This window comes from Enterobacter cloacae complex sp. I3 (assembly GCF_014896175.1).
Taxonomy (GTDB): domain Bacteria; phylum Pseudomonadota; class Gammaproteobacteria; order Enterobacterales; family Enterobacteriaceae; genus Enterobacter; species Enterobacter bugandensis.
This window is the reverse complement of record NZ_JADBQZ010000002.1, coordinates 40,236-61,249: the sequence shown is the minus strand read 5'-3', so window position 1 is coordinate 61,249 and position 21,014 is coordinate 40,236. Positions and strand designations below refer to the sequence as shown.

21 protein-coding genes are annotated in these 21,014 nt (G+C 59.0%); 15 read left to right on the top strand and 6 right to left on the bottom strand.

Features of this window, described 5'->3' with window-relative positions; genetic code table 11:
* Nucleotides 1-44: 44 nt before the first annotated feature.
* Together tynA and paaZ are read right to left on the bottom strand one after the other, a co-directional pair.
* Nucleotides 45-2,318: a primary-amine oxidase gene (tynA, locus tag IM271_RS01580; protein WP_193052064.1), complete on the bottom strand. Its 2,274-nt coding sequence runs from the start codon at nucleotides 2,316-2,318 to the stop codon at nucleotides 45-47.
* A 203-nt stretch (nucleotides 2,319-2,521) separates the two neighbouring features.
* Entirely contained in the window at nucleotides 2,522-4,564 is a 2,043-nt protein-coding gene (gene paaZ, locus IM271_RS01575; protein ID WP_193052063.1) for a phenylacetic acid degradation bifunctional protein PaaZ, read from the bottom strand.
* A 284-nt stretch (nucleotides 4,565-4,848) separates the two neighbouring features.
* Here paaZ and paaA point away from each other — a divergent pair, with 284 nt between their 5' ends.
* The 13 genes from paaA to paaY all read left to right on the top strand — a co-directional run bounded on the left by paaA (nucleotide 4,849) and on the right by paaY (nucleotide 15,985).
* On the top strand, nucleotides 4,849-5,778 hold the full coding sequence (gene paaA / locus IM271_RS01570) for a 1,2-phenylacetyl-CoA epoxidase subunit PaaA (protein ID WP_028013027.1): 930 nt from the start codon (nucleotides 4,849-4,851) through the stop codon (nucleotides 5,776-5,778).
* A gap of 12 nt (nucleotides 5,779-5,790) precedes the next feature.
* On the top strand, nucleotides 5,791-6,078 hold the full coding sequence (gene paaB, locus IM271_RS01565; RefSeq protein ID WP_003857353.1) for a 1,2-phenylacetyl-CoA epoxidase subunit PaaB: 288 nt from the start codon (nucleotides 5,791-5,793) through the stop codon (nucleotides 6,076-6,078).
* An 8-nt stretch (nucleotides 6,079-6,086) separates the two neighbouring features.
* Nucleotides 6,087-6,833: a 1,2-phenylacetyl-CoA epoxidase subunit PaaC gene (paaC, locus tag IM271_RS01560; protein WP_047365291.1), complete on the top strand. Its 747-nt coding sequence runs from the start codon at nucleotides 6,087-6,089 to the stop codon at nucleotides 6,831-6,833.
* An 11-nt stretch (nucleotides 6,834-6,844) separates the two neighbouring features.
* Nucleotides 6,845-7,342, top strand: coding sequence for a 1,2-phenylacetyl-CoA epoxidase subunit PaaD (gene paaD, locus IM271_RS01555; RefSeq protein WP_028013029.1), 498 nt, complete (start codon nucleotides 6,845-6,847; stop codon nucleotides 7,340-7,342).
* Between the two features lie 7 nt (nucleotides 7,343-7,349).
* Nucleotides 7,350-8,420, top strand: coding sequence for a 1,2-phenylacetyl-CoA epoxidase subunit PaaE (gene paaE / locus IM271_RS01550; RefSeq protein WP_193052062.1), 1,071 nt, complete (start codon nucleotides 7,350-7,352; stop codon nucleotides 8,418-8,420).
* The gene (paaF, locus tag IM271_RS01545; RefSeq protein WP_069732324.1) at nucleotides 8,417-9,184 is read left to right on the top strand and encodes a 2,3-dehydroadipyl-CoA hydratase PaaF; all 768 of its coding nucleotides are present in this window, start codon (nucleotides 8,417-8,419) and stop codon (nucleotides 9,182-9,184) included. Before paaE ends, paaF begins: the two co-directional genes overlap by 4 nt.
* A complete protein-coding gene (paaG, locus tag IM271_RS01540) occupies nucleotides 9,184-9,972 on the top strand; it encodes a 2-(1,2-epoxy-1,2-dihydrophenyl)acetyl-CoA isomerase PaaG (protein WP_041910183.1) in 789 nt (262 codons plus the stop codon). The genes paaF and paaG overlap by 1 nt, the downstream gene beginning before the upstream one ends.
* A 1-nt stretch (nucleotide 9,973) precedes the next feature.
* Nucleotides 9,974-11,398 carry a 3-hydroxyacyl-CoA dehydrogenase PaaH gene (gene paaH, locus IM271_RS01535; RefSeq protein ID WP_193052061.1) on the top strand — a complete coding sequence of 475 codons (1,425 nt, stop codon included), beginning with the start codon at nucleotides 9,974-9,976 and terminating at the stop codon, nucleotides 11,396-11,398.
* Complete coding sequence (paaI, locus tag IM271_RS01530; RefSeq protein WP_028013034.1) at nucleotides 11,388-11,810, top strand: hydroxyphenylacetyl-CoA thioesterase PaaI; 423 nt, start codon at nucleotides 11,388-11,390, stop codon at nucleotides 11,808-11,810. Before paaH ends, paaI begins: the two co-directional genes overlap by 11 nt.
* Nucleotides 11,810-13,015, top strand: a complete 1,206-nt coding sequence (gene pcaF / locus IM271_RS01525; protein ID WP_150143683.1) for a 3-oxoadipyl-CoA thiolase — start codon at nucleotides 11,810-11,812, stop codon at nucleotides 13,013-13,015. The genes paaI and pcaF overlap by 1 nt, the downstream gene beginning before the upstream one ends.
* A gap of 27 nt (nucleotides 13,016-13,042) precedes the next feature.
* On the top strand, nucleotides 13,043-14,359 hold the full coding sequence (gene paaK / locus IM271_RS01520) for a phenylacetate--CoA ligase PaaK (protein WP_047365282.1): 1,317 nt from the start codon (nucleotides 13,043-13,045) through the stop codon (nucleotides 14,357-14,359).
* Between the two features lie 84 nt (nucleotides 14,360-14,443).
* A complete protein-coding gene (gene paaX / locus IM271_RS01515) occupies nucleotides 14,444-15,379 on the top strand; it encodes a phenylacetic acid degradation operon negative regulatory protein PaaX (protein WP_021241337.1) in 936 nt (311 codons plus the stop codon).
* Between the two features lie 9 nt (nucleotides 15,380-15,388).
* Nucleotides 15,389-15,985 carry a phenylacetic acid degradation protein PaaY gene (gene paaY / locus IM271_RS01510; RefSeq protein WP_045630362.1) on the top strand — a complete coding sequence of 199 codons (597 nt, stop codon included), beginning with the start codon at nucleotides 15,389-15,391 and terminating at the stop codon, nucleotides 15,983-15,985.
* On the opposite strand, the gene IM271_RS01505 is transcribed toward paaY, so the two are convergent.
* On the bottom strand, nucleotides 15,894-17,165 hold the full coding sequence (locus tag IM271_RS01505) for a serine hydrolase (protein ID WP_193052060.1): 1,272 nt from the start codon (nucleotides 17,163-17,165) through the stop codon (nucleotides 15,894-15,896). The two genes, paaY and IM271_RS01505, sit on opposite strands and share 92 nt — an antisense overlap.
* 136 nt (nucleotides 17,166-17,301) lie before the next feature.
* Between IM271_RS01505 and IM271_RS01500 the strand changes: the two genes are divergently transcribed.
* A complete protein-coding gene (locus tag IM271_RS01500; protein WP_028013039.1) occupies nucleotides 17,302-17,784 on the top strand; it encodes a glutathione peroxidase in 483 nt (160 codons plus the stop codon).
* 117 nt (nucleotides 17,785-17,901) lie between these two features.
* Here the strand turns inward: IM271_RS01500 and IM271_RS01495 are convergent, their stop codons facing one another.
* Nucleotides 17,902-18,693 carry a sulfite exporter TauE/SafE family protein gene (locus tag IM271_RS01495; RefSeq protein WP_032674705.1) on the bottom strand — a complete coding sequence of 264 codons (792 nt, stop codon included), beginning with the start codon at nucleotides 18,691-18,693 and terminating at the stop codon, nucleotides 17,902-17,904.
* Nucleotides 18,694-18,802: 109 nt separating this feature from the next.
* Here IM271_RS01495 and IM271_RS01490 point away from each other — a divergent pair, with 109 nt between their 5' ends.
* Nucleotides 18,803-19,597: a helix-turn-helix domain-containing protein gene (locus IM271_RS01490; protein ID WP_193052059.1), complete on the top strand. Its 795-nt coding sequence runs from the start codon at nucleotides 18,803-18,805 to the stop codon at nucleotides 19,595-19,597.
* A 53-nt stretch (nucleotides 19,598-19,650) separates the two neighbouring features.
* On the opposite strand, the gene IM271_RS01485 is transcribed toward IM271_RS01490, so the two are convergent.
* Together IM271_RS01485 and IM271_RS01480 are read right to left on the bottom strand one after the other, a co-directional pair.
* Complete coding sequence (locus IM271_RS01485; protein WP_048959092.1) at nucleotides 19,651-20,271, bottom strand: LysE family translocator; 621 nt, start codon at nucleotides 20,269-20,271, stop codon at nucleotides 19,651-19,653.
* 127 nt (nucleotides 20,272-20,398) lie between these two features.
* Nucleotides 20,399-21,001 carry a helix-turn-helix domain-containing protein gene (locus tag IM271_RS01480; protein ID WP_193052058.1) on the bottom strand — a complete coding sequence of 201 codons (603 nt, stop codon included), beginning with the start codon at nucleotides 20,999-21,001 and terminating at the stop codon, nucleotides 20,399-20,401.
* Nucleotides 21,002-21,014 lie beyond the last annotated feature (13 nt).

Here is a 21,014-nt window from a genome sequence, read left to right as displayed (position 1 = left end):
CAAACGCCAGGGCAAAAAAAACCGGGCAATTGCCCGGCGGATGGTTATTTTTCGTCTTTTTTCTTCCCGAGCGTTGGCGTCTCGTCGAAGAAGTTCCACGGTTTAAGCAGGGTATGCACCCATTCCGTCGGCATGATCGGCCACTCTTCCGCGCGTGCGACGTGGGTGGTGCCAGTGGTCATCCACACCACGTCGTCCTGGTCGTTGAGCGACTCGTTATCCTTGCTGTACTGGCCCAGACCCGTATCGTGGATAGAGCGGTTCGGGAATTTCCCTTCCGGATACAGCTCATCCGGGTGGTAACGCGTCACCCACAGCTGTTTATCCATAAAGCTCAGACGATGGTAGATCCACTCGTCCGGCGCAAATTTCGCGCCTGTCGCCACCGGATGAGTACCGCCCGCGTAAGGGATAATCTGGTACGAGACCGGGTTGCCCATGCGGTTCTCCTTGCTGGTGTTGCTCAGCAGTCGGATGGTGCCCGGGTCAAACTTCTGCGCCGCCTGCTGTTCGGTATCAATGTCATACTGGTTCACCTGCATGGTGCTGGTGCGCGGGCCGCCGGCGGTATTCGGCTTCACCTCCGGATCCATCGCCACCAGCTTGTTGTTGATGCCGTCCACGTCCATATCAAGACGGAAGTTATAGATGTGCTGATGCGTGGTGCCCACGATATTATGATCGATCAGCGTGCCGTACTTTGTGTCGTCTTTGGCGGTGGCATCATGCATGGTTTTTGCCTGCACGCCTTTCACCGCCTCGATACCCGTTGCACCGGCGTCAATGCCGATGGTGCCGTTTTCGTGGAACACCCAGTCGAAGATGTAATCGTAGTTGCCCACGGTACTCACCCAGCGCACCACCAGCTCGCGGCGTTCGGCGCTGACGTTCGGCTTGCCCATCTCCTGATGTTTATATTCTGGCCCCGCGTAGCGTTCGAAAATGGCGATCGCGCGCGGGATCTCCATCGGCGTGCCGGTGTAGTCCGGGATGGTTTCGTTGAGCATCACGGCGTTGGACGGCACGTCTTTACCGCGCACCAGTGGCGAGGTCAGGGTGCCCATGCCGTAGTCGCCGGAGTCGAGATAGGCCTTGAAGTACCAGCCCACGTCCGGATCGCCGTAAGGGACAATCATGCCGCCGAGCGATCCCTGATACATCACCTGACGCTTTTTCCCGTTGTCGTTGTAAGTGACGGTCGAAATCATCGGGCCGACGCGGGAATCCAGGCTCAGGTGGAAATCCCAGTTCTGCCAGTGCACCATGTCGCCGGTAATGGTGTAGTTCTTGCCTTCCGGCTCAATGATGTCGAGCGGCTTTTTCGGCGTCTCGACACGGTCGCGGCCGTCATAGGGGCGCGGAGTCATCGGAACCGGCACAACGGCACCTTCTTCAATCTTCTGAATTTTTTTCTGCTCAAGATCGACCACGGCCACGAGGTTCTCGATCGGGTGCGCCCAGTAGTTGCCGTCGCCGACGTCCAAATAGCTCACCACCTTAAGCAGGCGGTCTTCCTGCTTCAGGCCGTCTTTACCGTCGAAGTAGCCGACGGTAAGCGGCGTGGTGATCACTTTTTTCGGGTCGGTTATGCCGTGTTTTTTAAGCACCTCGGCAAACTCCGAGCTCTCGTTAATGATCTGCTGAACCGCGGTGAAATCATCCAGCAGCACCATGCCGTGCGCGTCCTTCACCGGCTCCCAGCGCAGGATTTTTTTATCCTTCAGGTCCACTACGCTTTCGATAACGTGCTTGCCGTCGAGCATGACGATCTTCGCCTGGCGAGGGGCGTCCACTGCCGTACCGTTGAGCACAAAGTCCCACACTTTGGCTTTCTCTGGTTCCGCAAGGGCGATCTGGGTAAAGCGGGTATTGGGTTTAAAATCCGCAGAGGCTTTCACAATCCCGACAGCCTGCTTAATTTCGTCCGCCGTGAGCGCGTTTAGCGGGTGAGGACGTTTTTCAACCTGGAAGGTCTGGTCAAGACCAGACTGGAAAACATCGTTGATGAAGGTCTCTGAGATAAAGGCTTTTTTGTCCTTCATCACTACCGGCACTTCAAGCTTGAGGGGGTGACCGTTGACGATGGCCGTCTTTGCGCCCGGTTTGACCTTCACGAAGGCGCCGTCTTTCGCAATGGTGAACATCTGTGCGTAATCATCCCACTGAACGTCCGCGCCAAAATCCTGCAGTGTTTTGTCCATCGGGACCATATGCGCCTCGCTGCCGTGGGCGAAAGCAGGGGATTGCCAGGCGCAACAGAGCGCAACGGCCATAGCAAGCGCCGTTCTACGGGCAGAAAAAGAAGAATTGCTTCCCATCGTAGACCTCATCTTGTTGTGTTTTTAGGGTTTATTGTGTTATGACAGCCTTATCCTGACAGGCGCCTGAGAAAAGCGTTTGCCTGCATCTGCCAGGTTATTTGTTGGTCTTGCCAGGTTAAAAAAGACGCTGAGATAAATAACAGGACGTGCAGAGCAATCTCCTCTCCCCGTTGGGGAGAGGGTCAGGATGAGGGAGAACGTTAGCTGAAATCACCCCGCTGGCGCGCCACCAGCGTCAGAATGGAGTAGAGCGCCACGGCCTGCTGGTGCTGGTTGAAAATCTCTACCGCCCATTCCACCACGCCGGTCGGTTTTTCCTCGGCGGTACGCTGTTTCTTCAGCGTTTTGCGCTTGCAGGTCAGACGCACCTGGATGGTGTCGCCCGGCTTGACCGGCTCGATAAAGCGCAGGTTTTCCATGCCGTAGTTGGCAATCACCGGCCCGACGCCTGCATCAACGAACAGTCCCGCCGCGGCGGAGATCAGGAAGTAGCCGTGGACCACGCGTTCGCCAAAGATCGACTCTGCCGCCCCGATCTTGTCCATATGGGCGTAGAAGTGGTCACCGCTCAGGCAGGCAAAATTGACGATGTCCGCCTCCGTTAGCGTGCGGCGCGGCGTCAGCAGGCTGTCGCCCGGCTGCAGTTCCTCAAAGTATTTACGGAACGGATGGACGCGATCTTCCTGCACCGCTGCGCCACGCACCCACTGTTTGCCGATGGCGGCCAGCATCGTCGGGCTACCCTGAATCGCGGTGCGCTGCAGGTAGTGCTTCACCGCGCGCAGGCCGCCCAGCTCTTCGCCGCCGCCCGCGCGGCCAGGGCCGCCGTGCATTAGCTGAGGAAGCGGGGAGCCGTGGCCGGTAGACTCTTTTGATGATTCTTCATTAAGAATCTGAATACGCCCGTGGGCACGCGCCGCGCCGGCAATAAACTGGCGGGCAATGTTCAGGTCTGCGGTGACAAGCGTCCCCGCCAGGCTGCCGCCGCCCGCGCGGGCAAGCTGCATGGCGTGCTCTGCACTGCGATACGGCATCAGGGTGGCGACCGGGCCGAAGGCTTCGGTATCGTGCACCGCCGGGGTTTCATCCGGCTGCGGGCAGAACAGCAGGGTCGGCGGGAAGAACGCCCCCGCGGCCTGCAAATCCGCTTTGCCGCCCAGACGGATCTGGCAGCCTGCGGCGACCAGCCGATCCACTTTCTCCTGCACGTCTGCGCGCTGTTCAGCGTTGACCAGTGCTCCCATCTTCACCCCTTCCTGCGCCGGGTCGCCCATTACCACCTTTTCCAGACGGGCAATCAGCGCCTGGCTGACGGCATCAACCTGGCTTTGCGGGACGATAATCCGGCGAATGGCGGTACATTTCTGCCCGGCCTTGGCGGTCATTTCGCGGACCACCTCCTGAATGAACAGGGCAAACTCCGGCTGCTCCGGCGTGACGTCTTCACCCAACACGCAGCAGTTCAGGGAGTCGGCTTCCATGGTGAACGGTATCGAATTCGCCACAATATTCGGGTGCACGCGCAGGCTTTGCCCGGTGCTGGCGGAGCCGGTAAAGGTCACCACGTCCTGGCTGTCGAGCTGGTCGAGCAGATCGCCCGCGCCGCCGCAAATCAGGCTGATGGCGCCGTCCGGCACCAGTCCGCTGTCCACGATGGATTTGATCATCGCCTGCGTCACCTGCGCGGTAGCGGTGGCGGGCTTGATGATGGCGGGCATCCCGGCAAGCCAGGTCGGCGCGAGTTTTTCCAGCATTCCCCAGCAGGGGAAGTTGAAGGCGTTGATGTGTACCGCCACGCCGGATTTCGAGGTCAGAACGTGGCGCGCCGCAAAGCCGCCTTCTTTCGACAGGGGGATTAGCTCATCTTCCGGCCACAGCGTGTCGTCCGGCAGCTCGCGGCTGCCCAGGCTGGCATAAGTGAAGAGGGTGCCGATGCCGCCTTCAATATCGACCCAGCTGTCCGCCTTCGTCGCGCCCGTCTGGGCGGACAGGGCATAAAACGCCTCTTTTTCGCCGAGCAGGTGTTTCGCCACCGCTTTCAGCATGGCGGCACGTTCAATAAAGGTCATGGTGCGCAATGCCTCGCCCCCATGCTCAATGGCATAGCGACGGGCGGCCGCCATGTCCAGCCCTTCGCTGGTCACTTCCCAGAGTGCTTCGCCGCTGATGGCGTGATGAATCGCGCGTTCGCGGCCCCGGCCAGACTGCCAGGTACCGGACAAGAAGCTGGCTAACTGCTGCATCGCTTATCTCCAAATGTTTCGTGATTTCACTATTAATAGTTTGATCGCGAATCATAAAAATCAAGCTGTGTTTTTAATGAATTGTTAACGTTGTGATCTGACTGGACGAATCGCGTCGCGTAAGGGCGCTTCGCAAAAGGTTGGCGTATAAGCCTTGCGAGCAGCATCACAAAACCGGGAAACAATTCTTGGGGTTATATTTAACCTTTGTGTAACTTTTAAAAAACAAAGTGATTCAACATTTCACTTTAATTTGCAAACTAACGAATCATAAAGGTGATGACGTGACGCAAGAACAACGGTTTGAGCAGCGCATAGCGCAGGAGACGGCGATTGAGCCTCAGGACTGGATGCCGGAAGCCTACCGTAAAACGCTGATCCGCCAGATTGGTCAGCACGCGCACTCCGAAATTGTCGGCATGCTCCCGGAAGGGAACTGGATAGCCCGCGCGCCGACGCTGCGCCGAAAAGCGATCCTGCTGGCGAAAGTGCAGGACGAAGCCGGACACGGGCTTTACCTCTACAGCGCGGCGGAAACGCTGGGCTGCGCGCGGGAAGACATCTACCAGAAGATGCTCGACGGCAAGATGAAATACTCCTCCATCTTCAACTATCCGACCCTGAGCTGGGCCGATATCGGCGTGATCGGCTGGCTGGTGGACGGGGCGGCCATCGTCAACCAGGTGGCGCTGTGCCGTACCTCCTACGGCCCGTATGCCCGGGCGATGGTGAAAATCTGTAAAGAAGAGAGCTTCCACCAGCGTCAGGGTTTTGAAGCCTGCATGGCGCTGGCGCAGGGCAGTGAGGCCCAGCGTCAGATGCTGCAGGACGCCATCAACCGCTTCTGGTGGCCGGCGCTGATGATGTTCGGGCCGAACGACGACAACTCGCCGAACAGCGCCCGCAGCCTGGCCTGGAAAATCAAACGCTTTGGCAACGACGAGCTGCGCCAGCGCTTTGTCGACAACACGGTTCCGCAGGTGGAGATGCTAGGCATGACGGTGCCGGATCCGGACCTGCGTTTCGATGAAGAGAGCGGACACTACCGCTTCGGCGAGATCGACTGGCAGGAGTTTGACGAGGTCATTAACGGGCGTGGCATCTGTAACCACGAACGTCTGGCCGCGAAACGCAAAGCCTGGGACGACGGGGCGTGGGTGCGGGAAGCCGCGCTGGCGCACGCCGAAAAACAACGTACCCGTCAGGCCGCATAAGAGGAAATAACCATGAGCAATGTCTACTGGCCGCTGTACGAAGTGTTCGTACGCAGCAAACAAGGGTTATCCCACCGTCACGTGGGCAGCCTGCATGCCGCCGACGATCGCATGGCGCTGGAAAATGCCCGTGATGCCTACACCCGCCGCAGCGAAGGGTGTTCTATCTGGGTGGTGAAGGCGAGTGAAATTGTGGCCTCCCAGCCGGAAGAGAGCGGCGAGTTCTTCGACCCGGCGGAAAGCAAGGTTTACCGCCATCCGACGTTCTACACCATCCCTGACGGCATCGAGCATATGTGAGGCAAAGAATGAACTCAGTGACTGCCTATGCCCTGCGTCTGGGCGACAACGGTCTGGTGCTCTCCCAGCGTCTCGGCGCCTGGTGCGGCCACGCGCCTGAACTGGAAATTGACCTCGCGCTCGCCAATATCGGCCTCGACCTGCTGGGGCAGGCGCGCAATTTCCTGACCTATGCCGCGGAATTAGAAGGCCAGGGCGATGAAGACACGCTGGCGTTTGGCCGCGACGAGCGCCAGTTCCGCAACGTCCTGCTGGTGGAGCAGCCGAACGGCAGCTTCGCCGACACGATTGCCCGCCAGTACCTGATGGATGCCTGGAACGTGGCGCTGTACGAACGTCTGACCCAAAGCCGCGACGGCCAGCTTGCCGCCATCGCCGCCAAAGCGATTAAAGAGGCGCGCTACCACCTGCGCTTCAGCCGCGGCTGGCTGGTGCGGCTGGGCGACGGGACCGAAACGTCCGCGCAAAAAATGCAGCAGGCCATCGACAGCCTGTGGCGTTTTACGGCGGAGCTGTTTGACGCCGATGAGGTCGAGCTTGAACTGATTGACGCCGGCGTGGCGGTGGATCCGCGAACCCTGCGCCAGCCGTGGGAAAGCGAAGTGTTTGCTGGTCTGAAAGAAGCCTGTCTGCAGGTTCCCGCAGAGGTGGCGTACCGCACCGGGGGCAAGAAGGGGCTTCATACCGAACATCTGGGTCCGATGCTGGCGGAAATGCAGTATCTCCAGCGCGCGTATCCCGGTCAGCAGTGGTAAAGGAGAACGCTATGCAACGCCTCGTCGACATCGCGCCCGCGCAAATCCCGCAGATCTGGTCGCTGTTAAGCCAGATCCCCGATCCGGAAGTGCCGGTGTTAACCATCACCGATTTAGGCATGGTGCGCAGCGTGAAGGCGCAGGGGGAAGGCTGGGTGATTGGTTTCACGCCAACCTACTCGGGCTGCCCGGCAACGGAACACCTGCTGGGGGCGATCCGCGAGGCGATGACCGCGCACGGCTTCACTCCCGTGCACATCGTGCTCCAGCTTGAACCTGCCTGGACCACCGACTGGATGACCGCCGACGCGCGCGAGCGCCTGCGGGCGTACGGCATCAGCCCACCCGTGGGGCATAGCTGTCACGCGCACGCCCCTGCAGAGGTGAGCTGCCCGCGCTGCGCCAGTACCGACACCTCCCTTATCAGTGAATTTGGCTCGACGGCCTGCAAAGCGCTCTACCGCTGCAATACCTGCCGCGAGCCCTTCGACTATTTCAAATGTATTTGAGGCTGCCATGACAACGTTTCATTCATTAACAGTGGCAAAAGTGGAACCCGAAACCCGCGACGCGGTAACCATCACCTTCGCGGTGCCGCAGGCGTTGCAGGAGGCCTACCGCTTCCGCCCCGGCCAGCACCTGACCCTGAAAACGACGCTGGGCGAAGATGAGCTGCGCCGCTGCTACTCCATCTGCCGCAGCACCGCGCCGGGTGAGATCAGCGTGGCGGTCAAAGCGATTGAGGGCGGGCGCTTTTCCCGCTACGCCCGGGATGAGATCAAAGCCGGCATGGCGCTGGAGGTGATGGTTCCTCAAGGGCAGTTTGGCTACCAGCCGCAGGCTGAACGTGAAGGCCACTACCTGGCAATTGCCGCAGGTTCCGGGATCACCCCGATGCTGGCGATTATCTCCGCCACGCTTTCAACCGAATCCAACAGCCATTTCACCCTGATCTACGGCAACCGCAGCAGCCAGAGCATGATGTTCCGCCAGGCGCTGGCGGACCTGAAGGACAAATACCCGCAGCGGCTGCAGCTGGTCTCCATCTTCAGCCAGGAGCGGCTGGACAGCGACCTGCTCTTTGGCCGCATCGACGGGGAAAAGCTGCAGGCGCTGGCGAAAACCCTGATCAACTTCCGCCAGTATGACGAGGCCTTTATCTGCGGCCCGTCGGCGATGATGGACGACGCCGAAGCGACGCTGAAGGCGCTGGGGATGCCGGACAAATCCATTCACCTTGAGCGCTTTAACACCTCCGGAATCACCGTTAAGCGCGCGGTGCACGTGCAGGCGGAAGGTCAAAAAGTGACCGTGCGCCAGGACGGGCGCGACCGTGAAATCATCCTGACGGCGGACGACGAAAGCATTCTTGATGCTGCCCTGCGTCAGGGGGCGGATCTTCCGTATGCCTGCAAGGGCGGCGTGTGCGCCACCTGCAAATGCAAAGTGCTGCGCGGCAAGGTGGACATGGCAACCAACTACAGCCTGGAGCCGGACGAGCTGGCCGCCGGGTATGTACTGAGCTGTCAGTCGCTGCCGTTAACCGCCGACGTGATTGTCGACTTTGACGCGAAGGGGATGGCATGAGCGAGCTGATTGTTACCCGTCATGACCGCGTGCTGCAGCTGACGCTGAACCGTCCGGCGGCGCGCAATGCCCTTAACAATGCGCTGCTGGCGCAGCTTGCGGAACAGCTTGAGGCTGCCGCCGTGGATGACGATATCGCCGTCTGCGTGATTTACGGCAGCGAGCGCTGCTTTGCCGCCGGGGCCGATCTCAACGAAATGGCGGAGAAAGACCTGCCCGCCACACTGAACGATATCCGTCCGCAGCTGTGGGCGCGCATTAACGCGTTTAACAAACCGCTGATTGCCGCCGTGAACGGCTTCGCGCTGGGCGCAGGCTGCGAGCTGGCGCTGCTGTGCGACGTGATCATTGCTGGCGATAACGCCCGTTTCGGCCTGCCGGAAATCACGCTGGGCATCATGCCCGGCGCGGGTGGCACCCAGCGACTGATCCGCAGCGTCGGTAAATCCCTGGCCAGCAAAATGGTGCTAACCGGCGAGAGCATTACCGCAGAGCAGGCGCTGGGCGCCGGGCTGGTGAGCGATCTCTTCCCGGCGTCTCTGACACTGGAGTACGCCCTGAAGCAGGCGGCGCTGATGGCGCGGCACTCTCCGCTGGCGCTGCAGGCGGCGAAGCAGGCGCTGCGCCAGTCCCAGGAGGTGCCGCTGCAGGCCGGGCTCGCGCAGGAGCGCCAGCTGTTTACGCTGCTTGCCGCCACCGAAGACCGCCGGGAAGGTATCGACGCCTTCTTACAAAAACGCACCCCCGACTTTAAAGGACGCTAATTGTGGAATTTATTCTCAGTCACGTAGAACAGGGCGTAATGACCATTACGCTGAACCGTCCGGAGCGTCTGAACAGCTTTAACGACGTGATGCACCAGCAGCTTGCCGAGTGCCTGAAGCAGGCCGAGCGCGATGACGCCATCCGCTGCCTGCTGATCACCGGGGCAGGACGCGGGTTCTGCGCCGGTCAGGATCTGAACGACCGTAACGTCGACCCCAACGGCCCGGCGCCGGATCTGGGAATGTCCGTGGAAACCTTCTACAACCCGCTGGTGCGCCGCCTGGCAAAGCTGCCGAAGCCGGTCATCTGCGCGGTTAACGGGGTGGCGGCTGGCGCGGGAGCTACGCTGGCGCTCGGCTGTGACATGGTGATTGCCGCCCGGTCGGCCAACTTCGTGATGGCCTTCAGCAAGCTCGGCCTGGTGCCGGACTGCGGCGGCACGTGGCTGCTGCCGCGCGTGGCCGGACGCGCCCGCGCCATGGGGCTGGCGCTGCTCGGGGACAAACTCAGCGCCGAGCAGGCGCAGGCGTGGGGGATGATCTGGCAGGTGGTGGACGACGACCAGCTTTCCGCCACTGCGCAGCAGATGGCGCTGCACTTTGCCTCGCAGCCGACCTTCGGCCTGGGCCTGATCAAGCAGGCGATCAATGCTGCGGAAACCAACACCCTCGACGCGCAGCTTGACCTGGAGCGCGACTATCAGCGTCTGGCCGGTCGCAGCGACGACTACCGCGAGGGCGTCAGCGCTTTCCTCGCGAAGCGCGCGCCTAACTTTACGGGGAAATAAGATGCTCAACATACGGACTGTCGCCGTGATTGGCAGCGGCACGATGGGCGCGGGGATTGCAGAAGTGGCGGCCAGCCACGGGCATCAGGTGCTGCTCTACGATATTTCCAGCGATGCGATAGCACGCGCTATCGAGGGGATCCGCCAGCGTCTGGCCTCCCGGGTGACGCGCGGAAAACTCTCCGCCGATGCCGGGAGCCAGATCCTCGCCCGGCTGCTTCCCGTCACGGATATCGACGCGCTCTCCGCGGCCGAACTGGTGATTGAAGCGGCCTCGGAACGGCTGGAGGTTAAAAAGGCGCTGTTTTCGCAGCTGGCGGAAATCTGCCCGCCGCAGACGGTGCTGACCAGCAATACCTCTTCGATCTCCGTCACGGCGATTGCGGCGGACATCCACCATCCGGAGCGCGTCGCCGGGCTGCATTTCTTCAACCCGGCGCCGGTCATGAAGCTGGTGGAGGTGGTGAGCGGGCTGGCAACCTCCCCGGAAGTGGCCGACGCGCTGTGCGAGCTGGCGCTGAACTGGGGCAAGCAGCCCGTGCGCTGCCAGTCGACGCCGGGGTTCATCGTCAACCGCGTCGCGCGCCCGTTCTATTCCGAGGCCTGGCGCGCGCTGGAGGAGCAGGTAGCCGCGCCGGAGGTGATTGACGCCGCCCTGCGCGAAGGCGGCGGCTTCCCGATGGGCCCGCTGGAGCTGACCGACATGATTGGTCAGGACGTGAACTTCGCGGTGACCTGCTCGGTATTTAACGCCTTTTGGCAGGAGCGTCGTTTTCTGCCCTCGCTGGTGCAGCAGGAGCTGGTGCTGGCTGGCAGGCTGGGCAAAAAAAGCGGGAAGGGCGTTTATGACTGGCAGGGCGACAGGCCCGGGGTGCGCTGGGCTGATACCGTGAACGACAGCTACAGCCCGATGCGCGTGGAAAAAAGACGTGACGGTGTCACGGAAATTGATGATGTGTACCTGATTGAAACGCAGGGCGAAACCGCGCAGGCGCTGGCGCTGCGGCTCAACGGGCCGGTGGTTGTAGTAGACCGCATCGAGCGTGACGTCGCGATCATCGCCGCAGCCGCCAGCAACCCGCATACGGCGACGCAAAAGGCCATCCGCTACCTGCAGCAGCAGGGGCTTCGGGTGGTGCAGATTGCCGATTATCCCGGCCTGCTGGTCTGGCGCACGGTGGCGATGATTGCCAACGAAGCGCTGGATGCTCTGCAAAAAGGGGTCGCCAGCGAGAAGGACATCGATACCGCCATGCGCCTGGGCGTCAACTACCCGAGCGGGCCGATCGCCTGGGGCGAGCGTCTGGGCTGGCAGCGCCTGCTGACGCTGCTGGAGAACCTGCAGCGCCATTACGGCGAAGAACGCTATCGCCCCTGTTCCCTGCTGCGCCAGCGCGCGCTTCTGGAGAGTAGCTATGAGTCATAACGCCTGGCACAACGCCCGCGCCATGTACGAACGGGACGCCTGCGCGCAGGCGATGGGGATGGACATTGTCGATATGGACGACGGCTACGCGGTGGTGTCCATGACCATCACCCCGCAGATGCTCAACGGCCACCAAACCTGCCACGGCGGACAGCTGTTTTCGCTGGCAGACACCGCCTTTGCCTACGCCTGCAACAGTCAGGGGCTGGCGGCGGTGGCCTCCGGCTGTTCGATTGACTTTCTGCGTCCGGGCTTTGCCGGGGACACGCTCACCGCCACCGCGCGGGTGAAGCATCAGGGCAGGCTGACCGGCGTGTACGACATTGAAATTCAGAACCAGCAACAGAAAACCGTCGCCCTTTTTCGCGGAAAATCTCACCGCATCGGCGGCAATGTGACAGGAGAGGCCTGATGCGTGACGCATTTATTTGTGATGGCGTTCGAACCCCGGTGGGGCGCTACGGCGGAGCACTTTCCGCCGTTCGGACTGACGATCTCGGCGCCGTGCCGCTGCGCGCGCTGCTGGCCCGCTATCCGCAGCTCGATCTGGAGCGGATTGACGACGTGATCTTCGGCTGCGCGAACCAGGCGGGTGAAGATAACCGCAACGTGGCGCGTATGTCGTCGCTGCTGGCCGGGCTGCCGCAGACGGTGTCCGGAACCACCATTAACCGCCTGTGCGGGTCGGGGCTGGACGCGATTGGTTTTGCCGCACGCGCCATTAAGGCGGGCGACGGCGACCTGCTGATTGCGGGCGGCGTGGAGTCCATGTCCCGCGCGCCGTTTGTGATGGGCAAAGCCACTGCCGCGTTCCAGCGACAGGCGGAGATCTTTGATACCACCATCGGCTGGCGATTTGTGAATCCGCTCATGCATCAGCAATTCGGAACTGACAGCATGCCGGAAACGGCAGAGAATGTAGCTGAATTGTTAAATATCAGCCGTGCCGATCAGGACGCGTTCGCGCTGCGCAGCCAGCAGCGTACCGCGCAGGCGCAGCAGAATGGCATTCTGGCGCAGGAGATTGTGTCGGTGCAGGTGCCGGGGAAAAAAGGGGCGGTCAACGAGTTCAGCGAGGATGAACATCCCCGCGCGGACACCACGCTTGAGCAGCTTTCCGGGCTAAAAACGCCGTTCCGCAGGAACGGGGTGGTCACGGCGGGAAATGCCTCCGGCGTCAACGACGGCGCAGCGGCGCTGATCGTCGCCAGCGAGCAGATGGCGCTGGCGCAGGGGCTGGTCCCGCGCACGCGGATCGTGGCGATGGCGACGGCAGGCGTGGAGCCACGTCTGATGGGACTCGGCCCGGTACCGGCCACGCGCAAGGTGCTGGAGCGCGCCGGACTCAGCATTAACGAGATGGATGTGATCGAGCTTAACGAAGCTTTCGCCGCGCAGGCGCTGGGCGTGCTGCGTCAGCTGGGATTGCCGGATGATGCCGCGCACGTCAACCCGAACGGTGGCGCGATAGCGATTGGCCACCCACTGGGGATGAGCGGCGCCAGACTGGCGCTGGCCGCGAGTAACGAACTGCACCGACGCGGCGGGCGCTACGCGCTGTGTACGATGTGCATCGGTGTGGGTCAGGGCATTGCCATGATCCTTGAGCGTGTTTGAGCATAAAAACAATGTGAGTACCCTACAATGACAAATACAACAAAGCTTGATCCGATTGAAACGGCCTCCCTTGACGAACTGCAGGCGCTACAGACCGCGCGTCTGAAATGGACGCTGCACCACGCCTATAACAACGTGCCAATGTACAAACGCAAGTTTGACGCCGCGGGCGTTCACCCTGACGATTTCAACGAGCTGGCGGATATCCGCAAATTCCCGTGCACCACCAAGCAGGACCTGCGGGATAACTACCCCTTTGATACCTTTGCCGTGCCGATGGAGCAGGTGGTGCGCATTCACGCGTCATCCGGCACCACCGGCAAACCGACGGTTGTCGGCTACACGCAGGGCGACATCGACAACTGGGCCAACCTGGTGGCGCGCTCCCTACGCGCGGCGGGCGGCAGCGCGAAGGACAAAATTCACGTGGCCTATGGCTATGGCCTGTTTACCGGCGGGCTGGGCGCGCACTACGGTGCCGAGCGTTTGGGGGCGACGGTGATCCCGATGTCCGGCGGCCAGACAGAGAAACAGGCGCAGCTGATCCGTGATTTCCAGCCGGACATGATTATGGTGACGCCATCCTACTGCCTCAACCTGATTGAGGAGCTGGAGCGCCAGATGGGCGGCGACGCCAGCACCTGCTCACTGCGCGTTGGCGTTTTCGGCGCGGAGCCGTGGACGCAGGCCATGCGTCGCGAAATCGAAAAACGCTTAGGCATTACGGCGCTGGATATTTATGGCCTCTCCGAGGTGATGGGGCCGGGCGTGGCGATGGAGTGTATCGAAACCGCCGACGGCCCAACCATCTGGGAAGATCATTTCTACCCGGAGATCGTCAACCCGAACGACGGCACGCCGCTGGATGACGGCCAGCAGGGCGAACTGCTGTTCACCACGCTGACCAAAGAGGCGCTGCCGGTGATCCGCTACCGCACCCGCGACCTGACGCGTCTGCTGCCGGCAACCGCGCGCAGCATGCGGCGCATGGACCGGATCAGCGGCCGCAGCGACGATATGCTGATCATCCGCGGCGTCAACGTTTTCCCGTCGCAGCTGGAAGAGGAGATCGTGAAGTTCGAACACCTTTCTCCGCACTATCAGCTGGAGGTGAATCGTCGTGGGCATCTTGATTCACTTTCCGTGAAGGTGGAGCTGAAAGAGAGCAGCTTAACGCTGACGCACGAGCAGCGTTGCCAGGTGTGCCACCAGCTGCGCCACCGCATAAAGTCGATGGTCGGGATTTCCACCGACGTGATGATTGTGAACTGCGGCAGCATCCCGCGCTCGGAGGGGAAAGCCTGCCGGGTGTTTGATCTGCGTAAAGTTGCGGCTAACGGTTAAAACACCTTCCCCTCTCCCCTTTGGGGAGAGGGCCAGGGTGAGGGACTTATGCTATGATTCATCCAGGACAAAAATAACAACAGAATGAATCACATGAATAAACTCGATGCCTTTATCCAGCACGCTGTCAGCTCGGTTCCCGTCAGCGGAACGTCGCTTATCTCCTCGTTATACGGTGACGCGCTTTCCCACCGCGGCGGCGAGATTTGGCTCGGCAGCCTGGCCGCCTTACTGGAAGGCATGGGATTTGGCGAGCGCTTCGTGCGCACCGCGCTGTTTCGCCTCAACAAAGAGGGCTGGCTGGACGTCTCCCGCATCGGGCGGCGCAGCTTTTACCGCCTGAGCGATAAGGGGCTGCGGCTGACGCGTCGCGCGGAGAATAAGATTTATCGCGCAGAGCTGCCCGCCTGGGACGGCAAATGGCTGCTGCTGCTTTCCGAAGGGCTGGATAAAACTACGCTCGCGGATGTGAAAAAACAGCTCATCTGGCAAGGATTTGGCACGCTGGCACCGAGCCTGATGGCCTCGCCGTCCCAGCATCTGGCGGACGTGCAGTCCCTGCTTCATGATGCCGGCGTGGCGGAAAACGTGATCTTCTTCGAAGCCCACTCGCCGCTGGCGCTCTCCCGCGCCGCGCTGCGTTCGCGGGTGGAAGAGTGCTGGCAGTTAACCGAGCAAAACGCGATGTACGAGTCGTTTATCAACTCGTTCCGCCCGCTGCTGCCTCTGCTGAAGGAGGCCGCGCCGGAGGAGCTGACGCCGGAGCGCTGCTTCCAGATCCAGCTGCTGCTGATTCACTTTTATCGCCGCGTGGTGCTGAAGGACCCGCTGTTGCCGGAGGAGTTACTGCCCGCGCACTGGGCGGGGCAAAGCGCCCGACAGCTCTGCATTAATATCTATCAGCGTGTCGCGCCGGGGGCGCTGGCGTTTGTCAGCGAGAAGGGCGAAACCTCCGTGGGTGAACTGCCCGTGCCCGGCACGCTCTACTATCAACGCTTTGGTGGTCTTACAAGCGCATAAGGAGTGAAGATGCCAGTTTATCAAATTGACGGTCTGACGCCGGTGGTACCTGACGAAAGCTATGTTCACCCAACGGCGGTGCTGATTGGCGACGTAATTCTGGGTAAAGGCGTTTATGTTGGCCCTAATGCCAGCCTGCGCGGTGATTTTGGCCGTATCGTGGTGAAGGATGGCGCGAACATTCAGGATAACTGCGTGATGCACGGTTTCCCGGAGCAGGACACGGTGGTGGAGGAGGACGGACATATCGGCCACAGCGCCATCCTGCACGGCTGCATCATCCGCCGCAACGCGCTGGTGGGTATGAACGCGGTGGTGATGGACGGGGCAGTGATTGGTGAAAACAGCATCGTCGGCGCGGCGGCGTTCGTGAAGGCGAAAGCGGAGATGCCTGCCAACCACTTGATTATCGGCAGCCCGGCCAAAGCGATTCGCGAGCTGAGCGAGCAGGAGATGGCGTGGAAGCGGCAGGGCACGAGGGAGTATCAGGTGCTGGTGGAGCGCTGCAAGCTAACTATGCACCAGGTTGAGCCGCTGCGCGAGGCTGAGCCTGACCGGAAACGGCTGGCGTTTGACGAGAACTTAAGGCCGAAGTCGGCGATGTAGGGGTAAGGCCGTCTTTTTTCGCCATATCCATCAGTAGCGCGATGCCAATATAGTTGCTCCAGTTAAAGATATTTTGCAGCACCACCACCGCATTGCCTTTCTCTTTGTCATAGCCGATGAAGCTGGAGTAGCCGCCGATATAGCCGACCTGATAAGTGATTTTTTCCAGACCGATAAAGTCGGTGGTCCAGGCAATGCCCTGCACCCCGTCGGGGCGTTGAATATCGGTATTTCTGACTTCGTCAAAGACGCTGTCCAGCAAGGGATTGTGGGTCGTAGAGACGTGATAGCGGGCATAGGCCGCCAGATCTTCGGCGTTACTGTACAGGCTTGCTGCCGCCACCATGTTGTTGGAAAAATGCCAGTCTGGCGTCAGCTGCCCGCGCGGGATGAATTTTGGCTGATCGCCCGCGTGGCCGAGCGCCCGCTGGGGGTATCCTTTGAGCTTCTGGGGCGTAAAGCTGCTGTTAACCATGTGCAGCGGACGGAAAATATAGCGTGACGCTAAACTCTGAATATCTTCGCCGGTTTTGTGCTTCAGGATATAGCCAATCAGGGCGTAGCCGGTATTCGAGTATTGCGGGGTTTTATCTCTCGGCGCGCGCCAGTTCGCCAGATAACGCAGCACGTTATCGCTGTCCAGTTCACCGTAGAAATTATCACCCGTGCCTAAGTAGCGGATGAATTTTCCTAGCATCGAAACGTCCATATTCTGGCGCGGAAGGCCGGAGGTGTGGGTTACCAGCTCCAGCAGGGTGATTTTTTGTGCATCCTTACTTAGCAGCGTTCCCGGCGGTAGCAATGTCGCCAGGCTGTCGTTCCAGTTCAGTTGCCCCTCACTCACCAGACAGGCCACCACTTCCGCCGTGATCCCTTTGCTGAGCGAGCCGAGCGCAAACAGGGTATCGGGCCTGACCGGGTAGCGGTTGACCGCATCGGTAACGCCCCAGGTGTAAAACTGAGGCGAGCCGTGATTATGGATTACCGCGACCGTCATTCCTGGAACGGACTTTTGCGCCATGTAGTGGCGCACCACGCTGTCAACGTCGCCATCCAGCGATTCATGGGTGAGGAGTTCCTGGGTACCTTCCGGGGAGGACATTTGCGAGAGCGTGCCACAACCGCTGAGTAATGGGATAGCAAACAGAAGCCAGCGAATTTTTTTTGTGATGTTCTGCATACCTGATAGCGAGTGTGGTGGTCATTGGCGCGGCGGGAATGTATCACACTTAGCCTGTTTGAATGTAAACTTTCTGTACGGAGGCCGCCGCGTGGGTGGTCATAGCAGCTTTTCGGCCTGCTTTGAGGATTTCAGCATGACACGCTTTCATCAGCTTACCGCCACCCGCCTGGATGGCAGTCTTATCTCAATGGCCGACTATGCGGGGAAGGTGGTTTTGGTCGTCAATACCGCCAGCCAGTGCGGCTTTACGCCTCAGTATGCGGGTCTCGAAGCGCTATACAAGAAATACGCCGAACAAGGGTTAGTGGTGCTGGGCTTCCCCTGCAACCAGTTCGGTAAGCAGGAACCCGGCGACGCCGATGAAATCTCAAAGACCTGTTACATTAACTACGGCGTCAGTTTTCCCATGTTCGGGAAAGTTGAGGTCAATGGCGCTGAAGCACATCCGATGTTTCGTTATCTGAAAAGCGAATTGCCTGGCGTGCTGGGTGGGCGGATCAAGTGGAACTTTACCAAGTTCCTGGTCGGACGCGACGGAAAGCCGCTCAAGCGTTTTGCACCGATGACGACGCCAGAGAAAATGGAGGGGGCAATTGTTGCGGCACTGGGAAGGTGAGTGTTTTTGTCGCCAGAGCCATCCATTTGCCGGGTATAGCCGAAATTCATTATGTCCGCTCTGTGCCAGGAGCGGACGTTGGTACAGGTAGCCCAGTAGTCGCCGCGATGGATGGGTTTACTGGAGCAGCATCGCCAGTAGCACCAGGCACAGCAGTATTACATAGATTCGTGCGTGCCATATGTCAGGTAAAGCAGGTATAACCCGACGGCTAAAAACTATTCCAGCCCAGCCCGTCAGTACCAACAGGCCTAAAATTTTCAGGCTGATAAAACCGAGAAATCCGCTCACCGGAATATTTTGCCAACCAATGACCGCATACGTCACGGCACCACACAGCGCGACAGGCAGAGAAAGCGGGTTAGAAGCGCTAATACATTCACCCATCGCATAGCCGTGTCGCCGTAATAATGGCACTGTCATCACGCTGCCACCCACGCCCAGCAATGCGGCTATCATGCCTATGATCACTCCGCCGCCCGTTACCACAGAAAGTGACAAGCGACGCGGGGAACTGCAGCTAAAAAAACCTTTGCGCAACAAACAATCGCCAATGGTTACCAGCATATAAAGAATGAACAGTGCGCGAACAATATTCTCGCTGAAGACTCCCGCCAGACAGGAACCCACGACAGCCCCGATGGCGATAAACCATAATAATGGGAACAATGTCTGCGCTGAAAGTTTGCCGGCGCGCCAGTTTCGGTAGCTGACCCAGCCCGCGTTAAAAATCATCACCGCCGTTGAGGTAGCAACCGCGATATGCATGGCGTTTCCTGCCAGCTCAGACTGCCGCAGCATCAGTTGATAAACAAATGGCACCACGACAAAACCGCCCCCAAAACCAAAGAGCACCGTGGTGATACCGGTAGTAAAGCCTGCCAGTGCAATAATTGCGATATCGTTCAAGAGAATATCCCCGACCTGAAAATGAGCGAGCAGCTTATACCGGTAGCATCCTGCTTCCCATTTGCGCAGCGCTCAATTACCTTTGTAAATCGTTCAGACGGAGACCGGTGTGCGCAACGTAAAAATTGAAGATGTCGATAAGCTCGATCGTGAAGTGGTGGCGTTAGGCAATGACTATGCGCAGGGATTTATACTGCCACAACACCAACATCGCCGCGCGCAGCTGCTGTATGGTGCAACGGGTCTCATGTACGTCTCAACCTGTAACGGAGAGTGGGTTGTTCCCCCACAACATGCAGTATGGATCCCACCCGAAACCCCTCACGCTGTCCGGTTTGTAGGTGTGACCACGCGTAGCTTATATATTGAACCAACATGTGTGACGGGATCGCTTAAGTATCGACACTGTAAGGTGATCAGCGTATCGCCATTGTTACGTCAGTTGTTGCTTGATGCCGTGGATTTGCCGCTGATGTATGACAGCGCACGCGACCGTGCGCTGGTAAATCTGCTGTTACTGGAACTGGCGGAAATGCCGGTTCGCGAATTCGATGTTCCGCTGCCACAACATCCGGCACTGTTGGCTCTTTGTCAGGCGTTTTTACTCAACCCCTCAATCCATGACCCTGCTGAGCGCTGGGCCAGTACGCTGTTTATGAGCGCCAGTACCTTTCGTCGACTTTTCTTACGGCAAACCGGCATGTCATTTTCTGCATGGCGACAGCGAGCCTGTGTCGTCAGTGCACTGACGTTGCTGATAACAGGTAAACCGGTGAATGAAGTGGCACTCACTCTCGGATACGACAATGCATCATCTTTCGCCACGATGTTCCGCCGTGTCACGGGACAGCCGCCTTCGTATTATCGGTTTGATTTCAAAAGCTTCACAGGGCACCGTTCATAACGTCAGTTATGTGACCACAGCGGACGTTCTGAGCTGTGTTAGCGTTAATCAGGTTATCTTGTGCTGAGTGCAAGTTTAGCCGCAAAGCACAAAAACAATCCTCCTGTAGCTCTGTCCATTCCCCTGACAACACTGCTTTTCTTCAGTATGGCTGATGCAAAGTGAGTGGATAAAATGAGCGTGACTGACCACATTGTCCCTATTGCGACATGAATGCTGACAAGTATAAAAGTCCATACAAAGGGGGAATGTCCGGCAGGTATGAATTGAGGTAAAAAAGAGACATAGAAAATACCCATTTTAGGATTGAGTACATTTCCCAGCATTCCTTTTATAAACCAGTTCCCCGCTGAAGGATTAACGCCATCGCCGTGATTGAAAGATGAACGTGGCCGCCTCAGCAGTTGTAAACCCAGCCAGCAAAGGTAAGTCGCACCACACATTTTCAGCATGGTATAAGCGAGTTCTGACACCGCCAGCAGCGCTCCCAGTCCCAGCGCAACAAGTGCGCCCCAGATAAAACAGCCAGTATCAATTCCAAGAGCTGCCTGAAAAGCCTTCTTTCCACCTTCAGCACATGCCGTTCGTAGAATGAGTGCCGTATCCAGGCCCGGAGTGAGGGTGAGCAGTAGTGCAGCGAGAGAGAAGGCAAGGAGAGAATCAGTAACAGACATTTTCTTTATCCGAAAGAGTGGATGTTACCCCCTTACTTTGCGCCAATCAATTAGACAAAGGCAGTTATGTGAATAAATTGTAAATTGCTTTAATGAGAAAAGCCCTGCTGGCATACCGGGCTACAACTCAGGACGCTTTCTCATGCACTGTCATGATGAATACCAATGGGTCCTTCTCCCGGTTTTCATAGAAATGAGGAACGTCCGTTCTGGCAGTTGCCGAACAGCCAGTTTTTACCTGATACACGTGATCCTGTACGCCGAGTGTGAGCGTGCCCGACTGAACATAAAACAGTTCTAGCGTTCCTTCCGCGTGGCCGGGTGACGCAAACTTTTCCCCGGGCTGCATTTCCCACATCCAGAGCTCGGTCATATCAGGGCCACCCGACCCTGCGAGCAATCTTGCTCTCCCGCCTGTTTCACCTTTCCACAACTCTGGGATCTCATTTTCAGCAATGAGATGCACGGTCGGTTTGACACTGACATCCACAAAATCAGCCACCGAAACCCCCATCGCGGCAGCCAGGCGACATAACAGGGCAATGCTGGGATTCGCCCGGCATCCCTCTATCTCAACCAACGCTCCCTTACTTACACCCGCCTGACGCGAGAGTTCATCAAGGGAGATTTTCTTTTGCTTACGATACAGTTTAATTCGCTGCGATACGGCTTCATTCACGGAGCTGGCGATCGAATTTGCATCGGTCATTAAATTGACTTTTTTGGTCATTGGTCATTATCAT